The sequence below is a fragment of the Amycolatopsis sp. NBC_01307 genome, from assembly GCF_035975215.1.
Lineage (GTDB): Bacteria > Actinomycetota > Actinomycetes > Mycobacteriales > Pseudonocardiaceae > Amycolatopsis.
Window position 1 is genome coordinate 207799 of the sequence record NZ_CP108403.1, and the last position, 17970, is coordinate 225768.

A 17970-nucleotide genomic window follows, 5' to 3' on the forward strand; every position below is an offset into this window, starting at 1 on the left:
CCACCTCCGCGGTCATCTGGCCTCCAGAGCTGTTTCGTACCGGCAAGTGGGTGTGGGTCACCACGCGATGGCGGAAACCTACCGCCGCCCTCCGGGTTGGCAAGGCCGCTTGACCAATACTTAGGGTTTCAAGTGGGTATCGATGTCCTTTTGGCGAGTATTGATGCCTTCGTGACTTCCGTCGAGCCGAACTCACGGAGAGTCACCATCCGGGTGTCCGGTGCGGTCGCCGCGGCGACGTCCTAGAGTTCTTCGCTACCGGCTGGGGTGAAGCCGGTCACGCGGAGGGTGGACGGGTGCGGGTGCTGCTGGTGGAGGACGACGACCGGGTCGCGGGTGCGCTCATCCCGGCGCTGACCCGGCGCGGCCTGGCGATCGCCCGGCTCGCGTCCGGCGCCGGGGTGCTGGAGCGGGTGCACGAGGTCGACGTCGTCCTGCTCGACCTCGGCCTGCCGGACATCGACGGCGTGACGCTGTGCCGCCAGATCCGCGCGGTCAGCGACGTCGCGATCATCGTGGTCTCGGCCCGCGGCGAGGTCGACGACCGGATCCAGGGCCTGCGCGCGGGCGCCGACGACTACCTCGTCAAGCCCTACGACGTCGAAGAGCTGATGGCCCGGGTCGAGGCGGTGCGCCGCCGCCGCGGCGAGCACGGCGGGTCCGCCGAGCCGGTGGTGATCCGGGCCGGCGACGTCAGCGTCGACCTGTCCCGGCACGAGGTGCTGGTCGACGGGCAGGCGATCGCGTTGTCCCGCAAGGAGTTCCAGGTGCTCGCCCTGGTGGCGGGCGCGCGCGGCAACGTCTGCTCGCGTGAGCACGTGCTCACCGAGGTGTGGGGGCACCGCGGGCCGGCGGAGAGCCGGTCGCTCGACGTCCACGTCGCGACGCTGCGGACCAAGCTCGGCCGCCCGGCGCTGATCGAGACGGTGCGCGGGGTCGGCTACCGCCTCGGCGGCCAGGCCGCCCGGAGCTGACGGGTGCGCGTCCGGCTGCAGGGCATCGTGCTGACGCTGGTGGCGTTGCTCGTGTTCGGCCTCGGCATCCCGCTCGCCGCGACGATCGCGGCGGGCGCCCAGCAGGACCTGTTCCTCGACCGGCTGACCGACACCGCGCGGTTCGCCTCGCTCGCGCAACGCCCGCTGCTGGACAACAAGCCCCAGCTGATCGACCCCGACCTGCGCCGCTACACCGAGGTGTACGGCGTGCAGGTGGTCGTGTTCAACCAGGACGGCACCGTGGTCGGCTCCTCGCTCGGCTCCGGCGCCGCCCGGATCGACCTCAAGACCGCGCGGATCACCGGCCCGGTCCACGAGGCCCTGGCCGGCCGCCGGTCGCAGCCCGGCGGGATGCTGCTGCCGTGGAACACCGACCCGCTGGTGCTGGCCGAACCCGTGCTGGCCGACGGCGAGGTGCGGGGCGCGGTGGTGACGGTCTCGGACACCACCGTCTCCCGCACCGACGTGCTGTGGTGGTTCCTGCTGCTGGCCGCGGGCGGGGTGCTCGCGTTCGTGCTGGCCCTGGCGGTGGCGATCCCGGTGGTCCGGTGGATCCTGCGCCCGGTGAAGCGGCTCGACGACGCGACCGGCGCGCTGGTCGCGTCCGTGGTCGGCGGGCGGGCGGCCGAGCCGGTGGGGGAGGGCGGCGGGCCGCCGGAGCTGCGGCAGCTCGGGCGGTCCTTCGACCGGATGGCCGAGAGCGTGTCCGGCGCGCTGGAGGCGCAGCGGGTGTTCGTCGCCGACGCGTCGCACCAGCTGCGCAACCCGCTCACCGCGCTCAAGATCCGGCTCGGCAACCTCGAAGGCCGCGTCGACGACGAGGCCGCGGCCGCGGACCTCGAAGCCGCCCGGATCGACGCCGGCCGGCTGCACCAGATCCTCGACGGCCTGCTGTCGATGGCCCGCGCCGAGGCCTCCGGTGGCGAACTGGACCCGCTCGACCTCGGCGAGGCCGTCGCCGAGCGCGTCGCGGACTGGTCGGTGGTCGGCGAAGCGCGCGACGTGCGGCTCGTGGTGGACGTCTCCGGCGACGGCGTCCGGGTACGGATGCCCCCGCGCGGCGCCGAGACGATCCTGGACGCGCTGCTGGACAACGCGCTGAAGTTCACCGCCGCCGGCACCGAGATCCGGATCGGCGTCACCCGCGAGGGCGACGAGGTCCGGCTGGCGGTCCGCGACCACGGCCCCGGCCTGCGGCCCGACGAGCTCGACCGGGCGCTCGACCGGTTCTGGCGCAGCAGCGCGCACCAGAACGTGCCGGGTTCGGGGCTCGGCCTGGCGATCGTCAGCGAGATCGTCGCGCACTCCTACGGCAAGCTGGCCCTCGACCTGCCCGAGGGCGGCGGCCTGCGGATCACCATGACGTTCCCGGCGGTCTGAGCGCGTCAGTCCTTCTGCGCGCGGTAGTACCGGAGCGCGCCGGGGTGCAGCGGGATCGGCTGCGTCTCGATGCCCGGGTGGACGTCGATCGAGAGCGCCGCCGGGTTGGCCCGCGCGAGCTCCGCGCGGGCGTCGAACAGGCCGCGGACCAGTGCCTCGGCGACGTCGTCGGACATCGCGGCCGGCACCACCAGGAAGTTCGGCACCAGCAGCGTCGTGACCGGGCCGTCCTGGTTGTACATGCTCGCCGGGATGGACGCGGTCCCGTACACCTGGTTGAGGGTCTGCATCCGCGGCATCTGGTCGGCGATGTCGAGCAGGCGCAGCGACTTCGTGTCGTTCTGGCCGGCGATCAACGGCGTCGGCAGCCCGCCGGACCAGAAGAAGGCGTCGACGTCGCCGGTCAGCAGCGCCTTGACCGAGTCCTCGAGCCCGCGTGTGGTCGTTGTGCTGACCGAGCCGTTCAGCTCGGCGGCCTGCAGCAGCCGGCTGGCGATGTACTCGACGCCGGACGCGGGCAAGCCGATCGCGATCCGCTTGCCACGCAGGTCGGTGACGGAGTGGATGGCGGAGTCGGTGCGCACGACGATGTGCAGGTAGTCGTCGTGGATCCGGGCGAGCGTCCGCAGCCCCGGGTTCTTCTTGTAGGTGTCGGCCGCGACGTCGGCGGCGACGAACCCGACGTCGGCGGCGCCCGACAGGACCTTGGCGACGTTGTCGGGGGAGCCCTGGGTCTGCAGCACCTGCGGCCGCTCGATGTCCAGGCCGGACTGCCAGGCGGTGGCGAGGGTCTGCGCGAGCGTGTCGTAGACGCCGCCCGGGTTGCCGGCGGCGATCCGCAGCCGGAGGCCTGCGAAGCCGGAGGAGCACCCGGTCAGCAGCGCGGCGAACGTGAGCAGGGCGGCCGCCATCGCGAGCGCGCGTTTCCGCCGGGTCCGGGCCACGGCCTGATCGTGCCAGACGCCGTGGCCCGCGCACGCCCGAAGCCGGGATCAGGTGTGCTGCAGGATCCGCGCGATCGCCGTGGGGTCGGCCGACGTGGCGAGCGTGTCGAGGTGCCCGGGGTTGAGGAACGTGGCCGTCAGCCGGCAGAGGATTTCCACTTGGGCGCTCGCCGGAGCGGCGACGGCGACGGCGATCGAAACCTCTTCGTCGTCCCAAGGAATGGGCGTGGCGAAGCGGGCGAACACAATTCCTTCACCGGTGAGCAGGTAGTCGTGTGTGTGCAGTGCGTGAGGGACGGCGATCCCGTGTCCGAGATAGGTGGAAAAGCGGCGTTCGCGCGCGACGAGGGAGTCGGCGTACCCGGTGTGGGCGGCGCCGGTCCGTTCGAGCTCGGCGCCCAGGTGAGCCACGGCTTCCCAGCGTGAGGCCACTTTCACGTCGAGGTGTACGGCGTGGACGGTCAGTGCGGATTGCCGCGTGCTCATCATTTTCGTTCTTTCCTCGGCGTTCTTCGGCGCTCTCTGCGGGATGGGGAAACGATAAGCGGGGAAGGATGTTTCGGCGATGTTTCCGTAAGGTATCTCACAGCGTTTCGCCAGGTGGGAAATGTGCAAGGTGCACACCATTGCGAAAAGGTGAAACGCATTTCGAATGCGGCGAATGGTGCTTTGTCAAGCTTTTCCGCGGAAGACTGGGGAAATCCGGGTTCGCTCGCGTCGGGCTGTCGCGTGGTGAGCGAGGTAACTGGTTGTTGACTTACGGTGCCGGGCGAGCCTAGCTTATAACTATCCAGTTAGATACCGGAGAGGAGCAACAGGCATGACGACAACGCTGGTCACCGGCGCGAACAAGGGCATCGGCTACGAAACGGCACGTCAGCTCGTCGCCGCCGGGCACACCGTGTACGTCGGCGCGCGGGACGCCGAGCGCGGGCAGGCGGCGGCCGGCCGGCTGGGCGCGCGGTTCGTGCAGCTGGACGTCACCGACGACGCGTCCGTGGCGACGGCGGTCAAGACCATCGAGGCCGACGGCGGCTTGGATGTCCTCGTGAACAACGCCGGCGTCGAGGGCCGGCAGGCCGACGGCGGCGTGATCGGCGCCGCCGACGTGACCGCCGACCAGGTGCGGGATCTGTTCGACACCAACGTGTTCGGGGTCGTCCGGGTCACCCGCGCGTTCCTGCCGCTGCTGCGGCGGTCGGCGGCGCCGGTGGTGGTCAACGTGAGCAGCGGCCTGGCGCGGACCGCGGACCTGGCGAACCCGGACTCGTTCACGGCCTTCTACCCGGGGATCTCGTACCCGGCGTCCAAGGCCGCGCTGAACATGGTCACCGTGCAGTACGCCAAGGCGCTCCCCGGCTTCCGGATCAACGCCGTGGACCCCGGCTACACGAAGACCGACCTCAACCACAACAGCGGCACGCAGACCGTCGAGCAGGGCGCCGAAGCCGCCGTCCGGCTGGCCCAGGCCGGCCCGGACGGTCCGACGGGCGGCTTCTTCGACGCCGCGGGCCCGGTGGCGTGGTGACCACCGTCCGTCCTCGCGACGCCGCGGCCACGAAGGCCCTGCTGCTCGGGGCGGCGACGGCGGAGTTCGCCGAACACGGGCTGGCCGGCGGCCGGATCGACCGCATCGCCGAGCGCGCGGGCGCCAACAAGCGGCTCATCTACGTGTACTTCGGCGACAAGAACCAGCTGTTCGACGCGGTGGTGGAGGAGGAGGCCCGGGCGGTCTTCGAGGCCGCCCCGATGACCGACGGCGACCTGCGCGCCTTCGCGGCCGCGCGGTTCGACCACATGCTGGCGAACGCGGCGTCCCGGCGGATCAGCACGTGGCGCACGCTGGAGCAGATCGAGCCGGCCCCCGCGGAAGTCGACCGCTTCCGCACCCGCGTCGACGCGGTGGCGGCGGCGCAGCAGGACGGCCGGGTCCGCGCGGACCTCCCGGCGGTGGACCTGTTCGCGATCGTCCTGCGCATGACGGAGAGCTGGCTGAGCGCACCACCCGCACTGACCGCGGCGGCGAAGCCGGATCGGCTGGAGGAGCACCGGGCGGCGTTGCTGGAAGCGGTGCGGAGCGTGGTCGAACCGCGTTGACGCGGCAGCGACCGTCGTCCAGGGTGGCGTCCGGCCGGGCGGCATACTGGGGGGATGAGCGAGCCGATTCCCCTGTTCCCGGTCCCGCCCATCGATCCGGCGCGCTTCGCGGCCGAGCAGCACCGGCAGTTCACCGGCATGCGGCTGCACATCGGCCGGTCCGGTGTCGCCCACCGGGTCAGCTGGGTGCCGTGGCTGAACAGCCTGACCCTGCCGGCGCCGGCGTGCCACCAGGGCTGGTCGGGCCTGGGCGCGGGCGGCGAGGTCACGCCGACCCACCTGGGGGTCAGCTGCCGCAAGTGTCTCCGCCTGGGCGGGGAGCCGGAGGACCCGGACCAGCGGACGCTCTTCGCTCTGCCCGGTGCGGAGCAGAGCTAGGCGGCCAGCACGGCCGCGAGACCCTCGCGCAGATCTCGGACGAAGTACCCGGGAACCTCCAGCGACGGGAAGTGGCCCCCGGATTCGGGCGACCGCCAGCGGACGATCCGCCGGTACCGCTCCTGCGCCCAGGGGCGTGGGCACTTTTCGATGTCGCGGGGGTACATGGTGATGGCCGACGGGACGTCGACCCGCAGGGCGGGGTCGAGCGAGTTGTGGCTTTCGTAGTAGATGCGGGCCGCCGACGCGCCGGTCCGCGTCAGCCAGTACAGGGTGACGTCGTCGAGGACGCGGTCCCGGGACAACGTCTCGAACGGGCTGTCGCCGGTGTCCGACCACTCGGCGAACTTGTCCAGGATCCAGGCGAGCAGCCCGACCGGTGAGTCGACGAGCGAGTAGCCGATGGTCTGCGGCCGGGTCGCCTGCTGCTTCGCGTACGCCGCGCGGTGGCGCCAGAAATCGCGGGTCTCCACGGTCCACGCGCGCTCGGTCGCCGTCAGCCCGTCCGTGGTCAGCCCGGGCGGTGCCTCCGCGAACGTCGTGTGGATGCCGAGCACGTGCGCCGGGAACCGGCCGCCGAGCACCGTCGTGATGTTGCCGCCCCAGTCGCCGCCGTGGGCGAGGAACCCGGGGTAGCCGAGCCGTCGCATCAGCTCCACCCACGCGGCCGCGATCTTTTCGGTGCCCCACCCGGTGGTGGCCGGTTTGTCGCTGAAACCGAAGCCCGGCAGCGAGGGCACCACGACGTGGAACGCCGGCGCGTGCGCGTCCGCCGGGTCCGCCAGCTCGTCCACCACGCCGACGAACTCGGCGATGCTGCCCGGCCAGCCGTGCGTCAGGATCAGCGGCGTGGCGTCCGCGCGCGCGGATCGGCGGTGCAGGAAGTGGATGCCCAGATCGTCGATGGTCGTGCGGAACTGGCCGATCCGGTCGAGGCGCTCTTCGAACGACCGCCAGTCGTACCCGGTGCGCCAGTAGTCCACGACGTCGACGAGGTCGGCGAGCGGAACGCCCTGGTCCCACCGGCCGGGGCCGGGCGCGGCGTGGTGGACCGTCTCGGCTTCCGGCAGCCGCGCCGCGGCCAGTCGCGCGCGCAGATCGTCGAGGTCGGCGTCGGTCGCGTGGGCTTCGAACGGGTGGACGTCGCTGGTGGGACGGGGCATGAGACCTCCTGGCCATCGTGGAACCGGCTAAGACGGTTCTAACATGCCTTCTTGCCGTCCGGCAACCTGCTAAGGTGGTTCCATGCGTGTCGAGTTCCCGGATTTTCGCCTAGGTAATGTGCTGGCGACCAGCTTCACGGGGACTCTGTCGGAGCGTCACGGCGAATCCGTGGAGCGCATTCCCGTGCCGCGCCGGCTCGTCGACTGGCTGGCGGTGAGCGGCCTCGCCGTGGACTCGTGCACCGACGCCCAGCTCGACCTCGCCCGGGAACTGCGGGAGTCGATTCACGCCGCCGCGACCGCGGCCGCGCTGCAGGACGCCCTCCCCGCGTCCGCCGTCCGGATCATCAACGACCGCAGCGCTCAGGGGCGGGCCGCGGCCGTGCTGACGCCCGAGGGCAAGCGGCGGTGGCAGCTCGGCTCGGCTTCCCGCGTGGAGGACGCCCTCGGCGTGATCGCCGCCGACGCGATCAGCGTCCTCGCCGGCGAACGAGACGGAAAACTGGCGTTGTGCGCCTCACCGACCTGCCAAGCCGCCTTCTTCGACACCAGCCAGAGCCGCACCCGCAAGTGGTGTGACATGAACACGTGCGGGAATCGTCAGAAGAAAGCGCGCTTCACTGCCAACCGGCGTAAATCGGCGGAGTGATCGCTGCTCAGTCGAGGGGCAGCACCGTGGGGGACAACGCCGTCACGGTTTCCGTGAGCAGGCTCGCGAGACCGTCGAAGCTTGCGGTCGCCGACAGGGTCGCTGTGTCCGGGACCCGGTCGAAGGCCAGCCGCAGGCGGTGGTGCAGCTGCGGCACGCGGTCCGCCGGGAACGTGTCCCGCTCGCCGGCGAGACTCTGCCAGGCCGCCGCCAGCGTGGCGCGGATGCGCTCCGGGGACGCGGCCGCCGTGGGATCCGTGGTGCCGGGGCGCGCGAACGGGTAGCCGGGCAGGCGGACTCGCCTGATCCGGCGGTCGGTCAGCTCGACCTCGACGCCGCTGCACCACAGCTGCGCCACGGCCTGCGGGCCGGTGCCCGGGACCGCCGTCAGCTCCGGGCGGGTCGACGCCGCGGCCAGGAACTCGCCGCCGCCGAGGTCGACGACCACCGCCGGCCGCCCGGCCGTCGCGGTGGCCAGCAGTTCCGGCGCGTCGGCCGGGTAGGTGAGGTGCTTGGCCCACAACCGGACGTCGAGGGGCCGGCCGGCCGGCGTGACGCCGTCCGGGGCGGCCACGGCGACCGCGGGGGTCGTGAACGTGACGGCTTCGAGGGCCTCGGGGAGCGTGCCGGGGTGGTCGAGGGCGGTGGCCAGGCGCAGGCCGTCGGCGTGCGTCAGGACGCCGGCGGCCACAGCGGCGACCAGGTGGCCCACGCCCGAGCCGGTGACGACGTCGGGTACGGCGCCGCGGCCGGTGAGCTGCGTGAGGAGCGCGTGCTGGGCGGCGAAGGCCCGTGCCGCGGAGCCCTCGCCGGCGCCGAACGCGAACACCAGCCGCACCGGCCGGGTCCGGTCCACCACGCCGGCGGCCACCGGACCGGTGCTCAGCGCGCCGGCCCGCAGCGCGGCGGCCGCGCCGGCGGGATCGGCGGCCACGACGGCGAACCGGTGCGGGAACCGTTCGCGGCCGCGCTCCAGGGTGGCCGCGACCTGCGCGAGATCGACGCCGGGGGAGGAGGTGAGGTGGTCGGCCAGCCGCCGCCGCGCCGCGGCGAGCGCCGCCTCGGACGCCGCCGACACCGCGACGACCTGGCTGCCACCGCTCACCGGCTCGGCCGGAGCCTCCGGTGCCGAAGATCCGGCCGCGGGAGTGGTGACGAGTGCAGCCGAGGAGGCCGGCTGAGCGCCGCCCGACCCGAGAGACACGGCTGCCGGAGCCGAGGAAGCGACCGCGGGACCAGCGACCGGCGCCTCAGCGGAGGCGACTGCGGGACCAGCGGCCACCGGCGCCCCAGCGGAGGCGACTGCGGGACCAGCGGCCACCGGCGCCCCTGCGGAAGCGACCGCAGGACCAGCAGTCACCGGCGCCCCAACGGAAGCAGCCACCGGCGTGACGTTCGCCAGCAGCGCCACCTGCGCCCGCACCGTCGTGTGCCGCAGCAGTTCGCCGATCGACGGGGCCGTCGTGAACCGCGACCGCAAGCCCGCCTGCAGCTTCACCAGGATCAGCGAGTGGCCGCCGACGTCGAAGAAGTTGTCGTCCATGGCGAACGTGTCGTGTTCCAGCAGCTCCGCCCACGCCGCCCGCACCAGGTCCACAGTGGACTCGGCCGAAGAGACAGGAGCGGCAGGAGCGACCACGGCGGGAACGGGCGCAGCGGCCGGAACAGGAGCGTCGACGGCCTCGGGCAACCGGCGCCGGTCGATCTTTCCGTTGGGCGTCAACGGCATCCGGTCCAACGGAACCAGGTACCGCGGCACCGCGAACACCGGCAGCACCTCACGCGCGTGCCGCCGCAGCTCCTCGACCGTGCCGCCCGCGCCGAGGACCACGTACGCCGCGATCTCCTTCTCCTTGCGGCTGTTGAAGCACACCGTCACGAACGCGGCCTCGACCGACGCGTGCGCGGCGAGGGCCGACTCGACCTCGCCCAGCTCGACGCGCTGGCTGCGGATCTTGACCTGGTTGTCGTTGCGGCCGATGAACTCCAGCCGGCCGTCCGGCAGCCAGCGCACCCGGTCGCCCGTGCGGTACAGCCGCGCGCCGGGCACCCCCGAATAGGGATCCGGGATGAACCGGCGCGCCGTCTCGCGCGGGTTGCCGAGGTAGCCGCGGGTGACGCCGGTGCCGCCCAGCAGCAGCTCGCCCGGCACGCCGCGCGGCGCCTGGCGCATCGTGGTGTGGTCGAACACCACGTAGCCGTCGGTCTCCGGGACGACCCGGCCGATCGACAGCGTCCGCGTGTTCTCCTCGATCTCCGTGATCGGCGTCCAGGTCGTGGTGAACGAGTTCTCCGTCGGCCCGTAGCTGTGCAGCATGGTGCCCGGCGCGCTCCAGCGCAGCGCCTTCTCCAGGTGCGGCACCGAGACGATCTCGCCGCCGAAGTACACCCGGCGCAGGCCGGTGAACAGGTCCGGCACGTCCTCGACCAGCCGGTTGAGCAGCGGCGACGACACGATGAGCGTGGTGATCCCGCGCTCGCGGAACGCCGTCCGCAGCTCCGGCGGGCTCAGCGTCAGCTCCTTGTCGAAGATCACCAGCTCGGCGCCGTGGGTCAGCGCGCCCCAGACCTCGTAGGTCGCGCCGTCGAAGTTGAGCGGTGAGAGCTGGGAGACGACGTCGGTGTGGTGCAGCGGCACGAAGTCGGGGCGGTCGAGCAGCCGGACGAACCCGGCGTGCGGCCAGATGACGCCCTTCGGCCGGCCCGTGGACCCGGACGTGTAGAGCACGTTGAACGCCGTCGCCGGGTCGATCGCCACTTCCGGCGGGGTCCCCGGGTGGCGCGCGGCTTCCGCGAGGGCCTCGTCGACGAGGTAGATCGGGCACTTGGGCAGCCGGACGCGCTCGACGAACCCGGGCGCGCCGACGACCAGCCGCGGCCGGGCGTCGTCGAGCACCATCTGCAGCTGGGCGTCGGGGTAGGCCGGGTCGAGCGGCAGGTAGGCGGCGCCCGCCATGAGCGTGCCCAGCCAGAACACGACCGACGCCGGGCTCGGCGGCAGCAGCAGCGCCACGAGCGACTCGGCGCCGAGGCCTTCGGCACGCAGCCAGTTCGCGACGGCGCCGGCGCGCGCGACGAGCTCGGCGTAGGTGAGGACTTCGTCGTGGTAGCGGACGGCGACGGCGTCCGGGCGCAGCTCGACCTGCCGGCGCACCATGTCGTGCAGCAGCACCCGGTTGACCGGCTCGGTCTCCGTCGCCGGACGGGCGGGCACGAACGGGTCGCAGGCGGCGACGAGCGCGCCGCAGGTCGCGGCGGGGTCGGCGACGGCGTCGGTGAGGAGCTTGACGAGCTGGGCGAGCAGCACTTCGGCGGTGCTGTCGCGGTACACCAGCGTGTCGTGGTCGACGCGCAGCCGGATGTGCGCCTCGCCTTCCAGCGCCGCCAGCGACAGGTCGTACTTGCCCGCGGTGGTCTCGTGCTCGACGACCTCGATCGTGGTGTCCCCGGCGGTCCAGGACAGCTCCTGCTCCGGGAAGTACATGAACACGCTGTTGTCGATGAGGGACGCGCCGCCGTCGCGGCGGATGTCGCGCAGCCGGGCCGACGGGACGGCCGAGTGCTCGAGCGAGTCGAGCATCTGGTCGCGCACACGGTCGACCAGCGCTTCGAAGGGCTCGGTGAAGTCGAGCGCGCTGCGCACCGGGAGCACGCGGGCCAGCAGGTCGACGCGCTCTTCGTCCTCGGGCGTGCGGGCGGCGAACAGCATGCCGGTGGTGCCGTCCGCGGTGGCGCTCCACGCGTGCAGCAGCGTCAGCCACGCGCTCAGCACGACCGACGCGGGCGAGGCCAGCCGTTCCCGGGCCACCGCGCGGACGCGCTCGAGGAGGTCCGCGGTCAGCAGGGTCTCGTGGAAGCCGGCCGGGCCCGGCGCCGAGCCGGGGCGGTTGCGGTCCGCGATCGGCGCGAGCGACGGCGGCTGGTCGGCCAGCAGGCCCGACCAGTACGCGGTCAGCTCGCTGTCGGGAACGTCCACAGTGGACTCATCGGCCGGCAGCGGCGCGTCCCACGGCGGCCGTCCGGCGACGCGCTCCCGGTAGGCGTGCACCAGGTCCCGTGCCATGATGCCCTGCGACCAGCCGTCGGACACGACGTGGTGCACGGCCAGCACGAACAACGCGCCGTCGTCGGCGTGCAGGAGCGTGCCCCGCACGAGCGGCGCGGAACCGAGGTCGAACGGCTGGGCGGCGATCGCGGCGGCCCACTCCAGCGCCGCGGCCCGGTCGTAGCGGCCGGGCCGCCGGTGCTCGACGAACGGGACGGGCGGGCGGTGGTGCACCACCTGCACCAGTTCGCCGTTGTCGGCGAGGAACGCGCTGCGCAGGTTCGGGTGCCGCTCGACGAGGTCGCCGAGCGCGCTCCGCAACGCCGAGACGTCGACACCGGGGGTGAACTCCAGGTCGAGCGGGATGGTGAACCGGGCGGACTCCGGTTCCCGCTGCATGGCGAGCCACACCTCGGTCTGCTCGGCCGTCGCGGGCCTGCGCGTCTCGGTCACGGGGTTCCTTTCACGGTCGGGAAAGCCTGGTCAGTTGCTCGCCCGGCGCCGCACGACGAAGTCGGCGATCGTGCTGATGGACCGGAAGTTCACCGGCGTGAAGTCGGTGTCGGAGATGGGGACGCCGAACTGCTGCTCGCACCGGGCGCGCAGCTCGACGAAGCCGAGCGAGTCGAGCCCGAGCGTCTCCTGCAGGCTGTCGTCGGCGTGGATGCCGTCGGCCGGGACGTCGACGTACAGGTCGGCGACCAGGATCTCGCGCAGTGTGTCTTCCAGTGTGTTCTTCGGGGCGATTTCCGGGGACATGATCGCGTCCTCACTCTCGGTTTCCGGCGGGCAACGGCGTGCCCGCGTCGTGACGGGCCCGGTGCACGAGCTCGTCGGTGGCCGGGGTCGGGATGGCGTGCCGGGCGCCGGCTTCGCGGACCGGGCCGGCGATCGCGTCGAGCTCACCCGCCTCGCCGCGTTCGACGTCGCGCTGCAGCGACGTGCGGGTCCGGCCGGGGGCGCGGGTGAGCGCGCGCAGGACGCGGCCGCGGTCGAGCCGGGCGCCTTCGGCCCGGCCGGTCGCGCACGCTTCGTCGGCGCAGGCGAGCATCAGCCGGGTCAGGTCCTCGTCGGCGCGGACCGCGTCGAGGGGGCCGCCGGCGCACGTCGTGGCGAGCGCGAGCGGTGCGAGCAGGGCGAGCTTGCGCCAGAGGACGTCGGCCTCGGAACCGCCGTCCGTGCAGCCGATCCCGGCCGCGGTCAGCGCTTCGGCGACGACCTCGGGCGGTCCGGCCAGCTCGATCTCGGTGAAGAGGGACTCCTGGCGGACCTCGCCGACGGCGGTGCGGGTGGCCTCGATCCGGATCGAGGCCGCGACCACCCGGTCGCCGAAGCGCTCCCGCAGGGGTGGCAGGTGCCCGGTGCCGTTGAGCAGCGGGACGACGACGCCGACGTCGGCGGCCACAGTGGACAACGCGCCGGGCAGGTCGGGGTGCTTGACGCAGACCCACAGCACGTCGATGGGCCCGGTCAGGTGCGCGGCGGCCGGGACCGCGACGGTGAAGCCCTCGCGGAGGCCCTGCCGCACCGTGACACTGCCGTCGTAGCGCGCGAGGGAAGCGGGCCGCAGCAGGAGCGTGACGTCTTCGCCGCCGCGGGCGAGGGCGGCGGCGAGCGCGAGCCCGACCCCGCCCGCGCCGAGGACCGCGTGCCGGCTCATGCGGACCGGCGGACCGAGCGCGGCGTGATGTCGTGCCACGTGCCGGCGACGTGGTCGAGGCAGGCCTCTTCGGTGCCGGTGAACCCGGCCGCCGCCCAGCCGTCCGGGAGCGCGAGCCCGGCGGGCCACACCGAGTACTGCTCTTCGCCGTTCACCACGGCGATGTACGTGGCCTCGTTCGTCTCCGGCACTTCTCGCTCGCCCCCACTACGCACCGCACGTCGGGTCCGGGTGCCCCCGGACCACTGCCGGATTCGACGTTAGCGACTCGGCCGGAACCGCCCTTCTCCATTTCTGCGTATTCTCGCAAGGGCGCTCGGCGTGGCGGAGAAGATATTCGAAAATGCTGTGATTTGAGTCACCTTTCATTTTGGTTGCTGTGATCGCTCGGTGACTGCCACTGTGAGGCATCAGGGGCGGTCGGCCCCGTCATATTCACACTCTGGGGGTCGTTTCGTGGTGCGGCGGGAAGGCGAAGAGGGCGATCGTGAGGTCCGGACGCTCAATCCATCCCAATCGAATCCGCGCCTGCGGTACGAATTCGACCGCGGCAGCGGTTACGAGACCGAGCTGAGGCTGACCGCTGCCCTCTCGGCGCTGATTCCCGAAGACGAGCTCCTGCACTCCGACCACCGCTTCTTCCAGATCGTGCACCTGCTGACCGAGTACTGCTGGGTCGCGGTGCACCACAGCCTGTGCGACCTGACCGCGGCGCTGGCGAAGGGCGACCCGATCACGGCGACCCGGCACCTCGTCCGCTGCACCGACTCCGCCGGGCTGACCGTCGAATGCCTGCGCGTGATGACGAACTCCCTCGCGCAGGTGTCCTTCCTGCAGATGCGCAAGGACCTGGCCGGCGCGGCCTCGGGTCTCGCGTCGCCCGGCTCGCGCAACGTCCGCCGCGCCGCGCACGCCGTCTGGACGGAGTTCGAGGCCGCCGTCACCGCCGCCGGCGTCACGATGGCCGACCTGGTCGAGGCGACCGGCCCGGACACGTCGGCGGCCCCGGCCACGATGCAGCTCGCCGAGGTGATGACCGGCCTCCAGCGGTTCGACACGCAGGTCCTCGAGTGGAAGCAGGTCCACATCAACCTCGTGTGGCAGATGCTCGGGGGCCAGCCCCGCGCCGCCGACGAGGACGAGGACGCCGACGACCGGCCGCGGAGCATGCGCGGCCGCTCCATCTCCGATCTGGAACGGCTGGCCGTGCGCCCGCTGTTCCCGAAGCTGTGGTTGCAGAACACCGCGGTCTACCGCGCGGCGAGCGCGGTGGCCCCTGAAGAAGAGGCGGCATGACGCAGGAAACGAAAACCCCGGCCCCGCTCACGGTCCTGGCGACGGCGCGGACCACGCTGCGCGAGGTCCCGTTCGACGAGGTCCGCGCGATCCTCGCCGGCGAGTCCGGCGCGGGGAAGTGGGCCTGGGCGCCCGGCTACCCGTTCGACGGCACGCTCGGCGGCGCGAAGCTCGTGCTGCGGATGGTCACCGCCGACGCCTACCGGCCGGGGTTCGGCCTGTACCAGATCGTCGACGGCGAATCCGGGCTCGCGATCGGCGACGTCGGCTTCCACGCCGCGCCCGACGCGGCGGGGGAAGTAGAGATCGGCTACGGCCTGATCGAGGCGTTCCGGGGCCGCGGGCTGGCCACCGAGGTCGTCGAAGCGCTGCTGGCCTGGACGTTCGAGCAGCCCGGCGTCACCGCCGTGCTCGCCGAGACCGACGAGGACCACCTGCCGTCGCGGCGGGTGCTGGAGAAGAACGGGTTCGCGTTCCTCGGTTCCGACGGCGAAACCCGCAACTACGCGAAGCGGCGGGAGCCCGGGTCATGACCAAGGTGGCGGTGTTCGAATCGGCCGACGCGTCCGGGCTGCCGGATCTGCTCGACGCGGCGGCGGACTGGTGCGAGCTGGTCGTCGTCAACGCGGGCCCGCAGCCGTGGTCCGCCGACGAGCGGGAGGGGATCGCCGACCTGGCCGAGGTCGTCGAGGCCGCCGGACTGGACGCCGCCACCGTCGCCGAGCGGCTGGCCGCACTCGACGTCGACGGCGTGCTGACGCTGGAGGACGAGTGGATCCCGCTCGTCGCCGCGGTGGCGGCCCGGCTGGACCTGCCCTACCACGACGAGGCGACCGCCGAAGCCGTGACGCACAAGGACGTCCAGCGCGCGCGGCTCGCCGGCACCGACCTCGGCGTGCGGGCCGCGGCCTTCACCGACGAGCCGTCGCTGGCGGCCGCGATCGAGGCCGTCGGGTTCCCCGCGGTACTCAAACCCGTGCGGGGCAACGGAAGCCTCAACGTCTACACCGTCGACCACGAGCCCGGCCTGCGGGCGGCGCTGATCGAGGCGACCGGCACCGCGCCGTCGGTCCGGGCGAACTTCAACCTGGGCCACGGGTCCGCGGGCGCGCGGACGTGGCTGCTCGAAGAACGGCTGATCGGGATCCCGCACCCGGAGGGCGACTGGCTCAGCGACCACTTCTCCGTCGAGGTGCTGTCGCTGGGCGAAGGCGAGCACTGGCCGTTCTGGCTGTCCGACCGGTTCCCGCTGATCCCGCCGCTGCGCGAGACCGGGATGACCGGGCCGTCGCTGCTGCCCCTGGACGTGCAGCGGCTGGCTTCCGAGCGCGCCGCCGCGATCCTGACCACGCTCGGCGTCACGACCGGGATCACGCACCTGGAGTTCAAGCTCACCGCCACCGGCCCGCGGCTGATCGAGGTCAACGGCCGGCTCGGCGGGTTCCTCTCGTCGATCGTCCCGCACGTCAGCGACCTGAACCCGGTGCGGCTGGCGCTGGAAGCGGCCGTCGGCAAGGCCGGACGCCGTCCGGTCGTCCCGACCGGTTACGCGGCCTGCGTGTTCACCCACGTCCCGCTGGGCGGCGGGCGGATCACCGCGCTGGCGGACCCCGGCGAGCTCGTCCGCGAGCCCGGCGTGTGGCGGGTCGACGTCCGCAGCGCGGTCGGCGAGTCGCCCGACTATCGCACCGGCACCAACGGGCGGCTGCAGAACGTCTGGGTCGAGGGCGCGACGGGGGCCGAGCTGCACGCCGCGTTCGTCACCGCGGACGCGTTCGTCGCCGACGGCAACCGGTTCGAGTGAGGGGACGACGATGACGGAGCGAGTGCCCGTGCTGTGCTTCCCGCCCGCGGGGGCGGGGCCGAGCTTCTTCCAGGCGTGGCCGGACGCCTCGCCCGCGCTCCGGTTCGCCGCGGTCGAGCTGCCGGGCAAGGAGCGGCGCTTCGCCGAGGAGCCGGCGACCACGATGACCGAGCTGGTCGACGCGATCGCCGATGACGTGCTGCGGGAGGTGGGCGCGGCCGGCCGCGTCGGTGTCTTCGGTCACTCCTTCGGCGCTCTGGTGGCCTACGAGGTCGCCCGGCTCGTCGCGCACGAGCGGCCGGCGGTGGACCTGACGCTGTTCGCCAGCGGCGCGCCGCGGCCGGGCGTGCCGCGGTCCTCGCCGATCGGCGGCCTGCCCGACGACGAGTTCGTCGTCGCCGTCGCCGAGCTGGCCGGGTACAAGCACCCCGCGTTGGACGACCCGGACCTGCGGGAACTGCTTCTGCCGGCGCTGCGCGGCGACGTCGCGGTCGACGAGTCCTACCGGCCCGCGGAGCAGGCCCCGGCGGCGTTCCCGGTCGTCTCGGTCCGCGGCGACGCCGACGAGCTGGTATCCGCGGCGGCGGCCGCCCGCTGGCGCGAAGTGACGGCCGCGGGCTGCACGACGCGGGAGTTCCCCGGCGGCCACATGTACCTGATCGAGCACTGGGCACCGCTGGTCACGCTGCTGGAACGGACGTTGGTCGGCGAACAGGCCCGGTCGTGACCGGCCGGCTCGCGGGGCGGATCGCGCTCGTCACGGGCGCGGCGCGCGGGATCGGCCGGGCGTGCGCGACGGCGCTGGCCGCCGAGGGCGCGGACCTGGTGCTGCTCGACGTCGCCGCGCCGATCGAGGGCCTCGGCTACCCGGCCGGCACGGCCAGCCAGCTCGACCACACCGCCGCGTTGTGCGCGGAGCACGGGGCGGCGACGCTCGTCGTCGCCGCCGACGTCCGCGACCTCGGCGCGCTGGAAGCCGTGGCGCGCAAGACCGTCGACCGCTTCGGCCGCATCGACGTCCTGGTCAACAACGCCGGCATCGCCGCGCCCTCGGGCAAGGCGGTGCACGAGATGACCGAGGCCGAATGGTCGCTGATGGTCGACGTCGACCTCAGCGGGCCGTGGCGGGCGATCAAGGCCGTGGCGCCGGTGATGATCGCGCAGCGGTCCGGGAGCATCGTCAACATCGCGTCGACCGCGGGGCTGGTCGGGTACCGCAACTTCGCCGGTTACGTCTCGGCCAAGCACGGCGTGCTCGGGCTGACCCGGGCCGCCGCGCTCGACCTGGCCCCGCACAAGGTCCGCGTCAACGCCGTGTGCCCCGGCTCGGTCCGCGACGACCCGGCCCTGGAAGGCCGGATGCTGTCGGAGATCGCCCGCGCGCTCGGGCTGGACGTCGCCGAGCACGAGACGACGTTCGTGCGCGACCAGCCGACCAACGAGCTCGTCGAGGCCGGTGACGTCGCCGCGGCCGTGCTGTGGCTCGCCACCGGCGAGTCCCGGCACGCCACCGGCGGCGTCGTCACCGTCGACGGCGGCTTCACGAGCCGCTGAAGGAG

18 protein-coding genes are annotated in these 17970 nt (G+C 72.9%); 11 read left to right on the top strand and 7 right to left on the bottom strand.

What is annotated here, in order from left to right; genetic code table 11:
• Window positions 1–296 precede the first annotated feature (296 nt).
• On the top strand, window positions 297–974 hold the full coding sequence (locus tag OG439_RS01035) for a response regulator transcription factor (RefSeq protein WP_247063026.1): 678 nt from the start codon (window positions 297–299) through the stop codon (window positions 972–974).
• A gap of 3 nt (window positions 975–977) precedes the next feature.
• Window positions 978–2375, top strand: coding sequence for a sensor histidine kinase (locus OG439_RS01040; protein ID WP_326947461.1), 1398 nt, complete (start codon window positions 978–980; stop codon window positions 2373–2375).
• 5 nt (window positions 2376–2380) lie between these two features.
• On the opposite strand, the gene OG439_RS01045 is transcribed toward OG439_RS01040, so the two are convergent.
• A complete protein-coding gene (locus OG439_RS01045) occupies window positions 2381–3319 on the bottom strand; it encodes a TAXI family TRAP transporter solute-binding subunit (RefSeq protein ID WP_326947462.1) in 939 nt (312 codons plus the stop codon).
• A gap of 48 nt (window positions 3320–3367) precedes the next feature.
• Window positions 3368–3934 carry a PTS sugar transporter subunit IIA gene (locus OG439_RS01050; protein WP_326947463.1) on the bottom strand — a complete coding sequence of 189 codons (567 nt, stop codon included), beginning with the start codon at window positions 3932–3934 and terminating at the stop codon, window positions 3368–3370.
• A gap of 205 nt (window positions 3935–4139) precedes the next feature.
• Here OG439_RS01050 and OG439_RS01055 point away from each other — a divergent pair, with 205 nt between their 5' ends.
• Genes OG439_RS01055 through OG439_RS01065 form a run of 3 tightly spaced genes read left to right on the top strand, consistent with a single transcriptional unit; the run spans window position 4140 to window position 5794 of the window.
• Entirely contained in the window at window positions 4140–4847 is a 708-nt protein-coding gene (locus OG439_RS01055) for an SDR family oxidoreductase (RefSeq protein ID WP_326947464.1), read from the top strand.
• On the top strand, window positions 4844–5416 hold the full coding sequence (locus tag OG439_RS01060; RefSeq protein WP_326947465.1) for a TetR family transcriptional regulator: 573 nt from the start codon (window positions 4844–4846) through the stop codon (window positions 5414–5416). Before OG439_RS01055 ends, OG439_RS01060 begins: the two co-directional genes overlap by 4 nt.
• Window positions 5417–5470: 54 nt before the next feature.
• A complete protein-coding gene (locus OG439_RS01065) occupies window positions 5471–5794 on the top strand; it encodes a hypothetical protein (RefSeq protein WP_326947466.1) in 324 nt (107 codons plus the stop codon).
• Here the strand turns inward: OG439_RS01065 and OG439_RS01070 are convergent.
• On the bottom strand, window positions 5791–6957 hold the full coding sequence (locus OG439_RS01070) for an epoxide hydrolase family protein (RefSeq protein ID WP_326947467.1): 1167 nt from the start codon (window positions 6955–6957) through the stop codon (window positions 5791–5793). The two genes, OG439_RS01065 and OG439_RS01070, sit on opposite strands and share 4 nt — an antisense overlap.
• Before the next feature lie 82 nt (window positions 6958–7039).
• Between OG439_RS01070 and OG439_RS01075 the strand changes: the two genes are divergently transcribed.
• Window positions 7040–7606: a CGNR zinc finger domain-containing protein gene (locus tag OG439_RS01075; RefSeq protein ID WP_326947468.1), complete on the top strand. Its 567-nt coding sequence runs from the start codon at window positions 7040–7042 to the stop codon at window positions 7604–7606.
• A 7-nt stretch (window positions 7607–7613) separates the two neighbouring features.
• Here OG439_RS01075 and OG439_RS01080 read toward each other — a convergent pair whose 3' ends face one another.
• From OG439_RS01080 to OG439_RS01095, 4 genes are read right to left on the bottom strand one after another with little or no spacing between them, the layout of a single operon-like run.
• Window positions 7614–12104 carry an amino acid adenylation domain-containing protein gene (locus OG439_RS01080; protein ID WP_326947469.1) on the bottom strand — a complete coding sequence of 1497 codons (4491 nt, stop codon included), beginning with the start codon at window positions 12102–12104 and terminating at the stop codon, window positions 7614–7616.
• Between the two features lie 30 nt (window positions 12105–12134).
• Window positions 12135–12410 (bottom strand): acyl carrier protein, encoded by a 276-nt coding sequence (locus tag OG439_RS01085; protein WP_326947470.1) that lies wholly within the window; start codon window positions 12408–12410, stop codon window positions 12135–12137.
• Between the two features lie 10 nt (window positions 12411–12420).
• Window positions 12421–13311, bottom strand: a complete 891-nt coding sequence (locus tag OG439_RS01090; protein WP_326947471.1) for a ketopantoate reductase family protein — start codon at window positions 13309–13311, stop codon at window positions 12421–12423.
• Complete coding sequence (locus OG439_RS01095; protein ID WP_326947472.1) at window positions 13308–13502, bottom strand: MbtH family protein; 195 nt, start codon at window positions 13500–13502, stop codon at window positions 13308–13310. The genes OG439_RS01090 and OG439_RS01095 overlap by 4 nt, the downstream gene beginning before the upstream one ends.
• Window positions 13503–13767: 265 nt before the next feature.
• Between OG439_RS01095 and OG439_RS01100 the strand changes: the two genes are divergently transcribed.
• From OG439_RS01100 to OG439_RS01120, 5 genes are read left to right on the top strand one after another with little or no spacing between them, the layout of a single operon-like run.
• Window positions 13768–14607, top strand: a complete 840-nt coding sequence (locus tag OG439_RS01100; RefSeq protein ID WP_247063050.1) for a hypothetical protein — start codon at window positions 13768–13770, stop codon at window positions 14605–14607.
• A complete protein-coding gene (locus OG439_RS01105; protein ID WP_326947473.1) occupies window positions 14604–15140 on the top strand; it encodes a GNAT family N-acetyltransferase in 537 nt (178 codons plus the stop codon). The genes OG439_RS01100 and OG439_RS01105 overlap by 4 nt, the downstream gene beginning before the upstream one ends.
• Window positions 15137–16411, top strand: coding sequence for an ATP-grasp domain-containing protein (locus tag OG439_RS01110; protein WP_326947474.1), 1275 nt, complete (start codon window positions 15137–15139; stop codon window positions 16409–16411). Before OG439_RS01105 ends, OG439_RS01110 begins: the two co-directional genes overlap by 4 nt.
• A gap of 10 nt (window positions 16412–16421) precedes the next feature.
• Window positions 16422–17138 (top strand): thioesterase II family protein, encoded by a 717-nt coding sequence (locus OG439_RS01115; protein ID WP_326947476.1) that lies wholly within the window; start codon window positions 16422–16424, stop codon window positions 17136–17138.
• On the top strand, window positions 17135–17965 hold the full coding sequence (locus OG439_RS01120; protein WP_326947477.1) for an SDR family oxidoreductase: 831 nt from the start codon (window positions 17135–17137) through the stop codon (window positions 17963–17965). The genes OG439_RS01115 and OG439_RS01120 overlap by 4 nt, the downstream gene beginning before the upstream one ends.
• The last annotated feature ends 5 nt before the right edge of the window (window positions 17966–17970 follow it).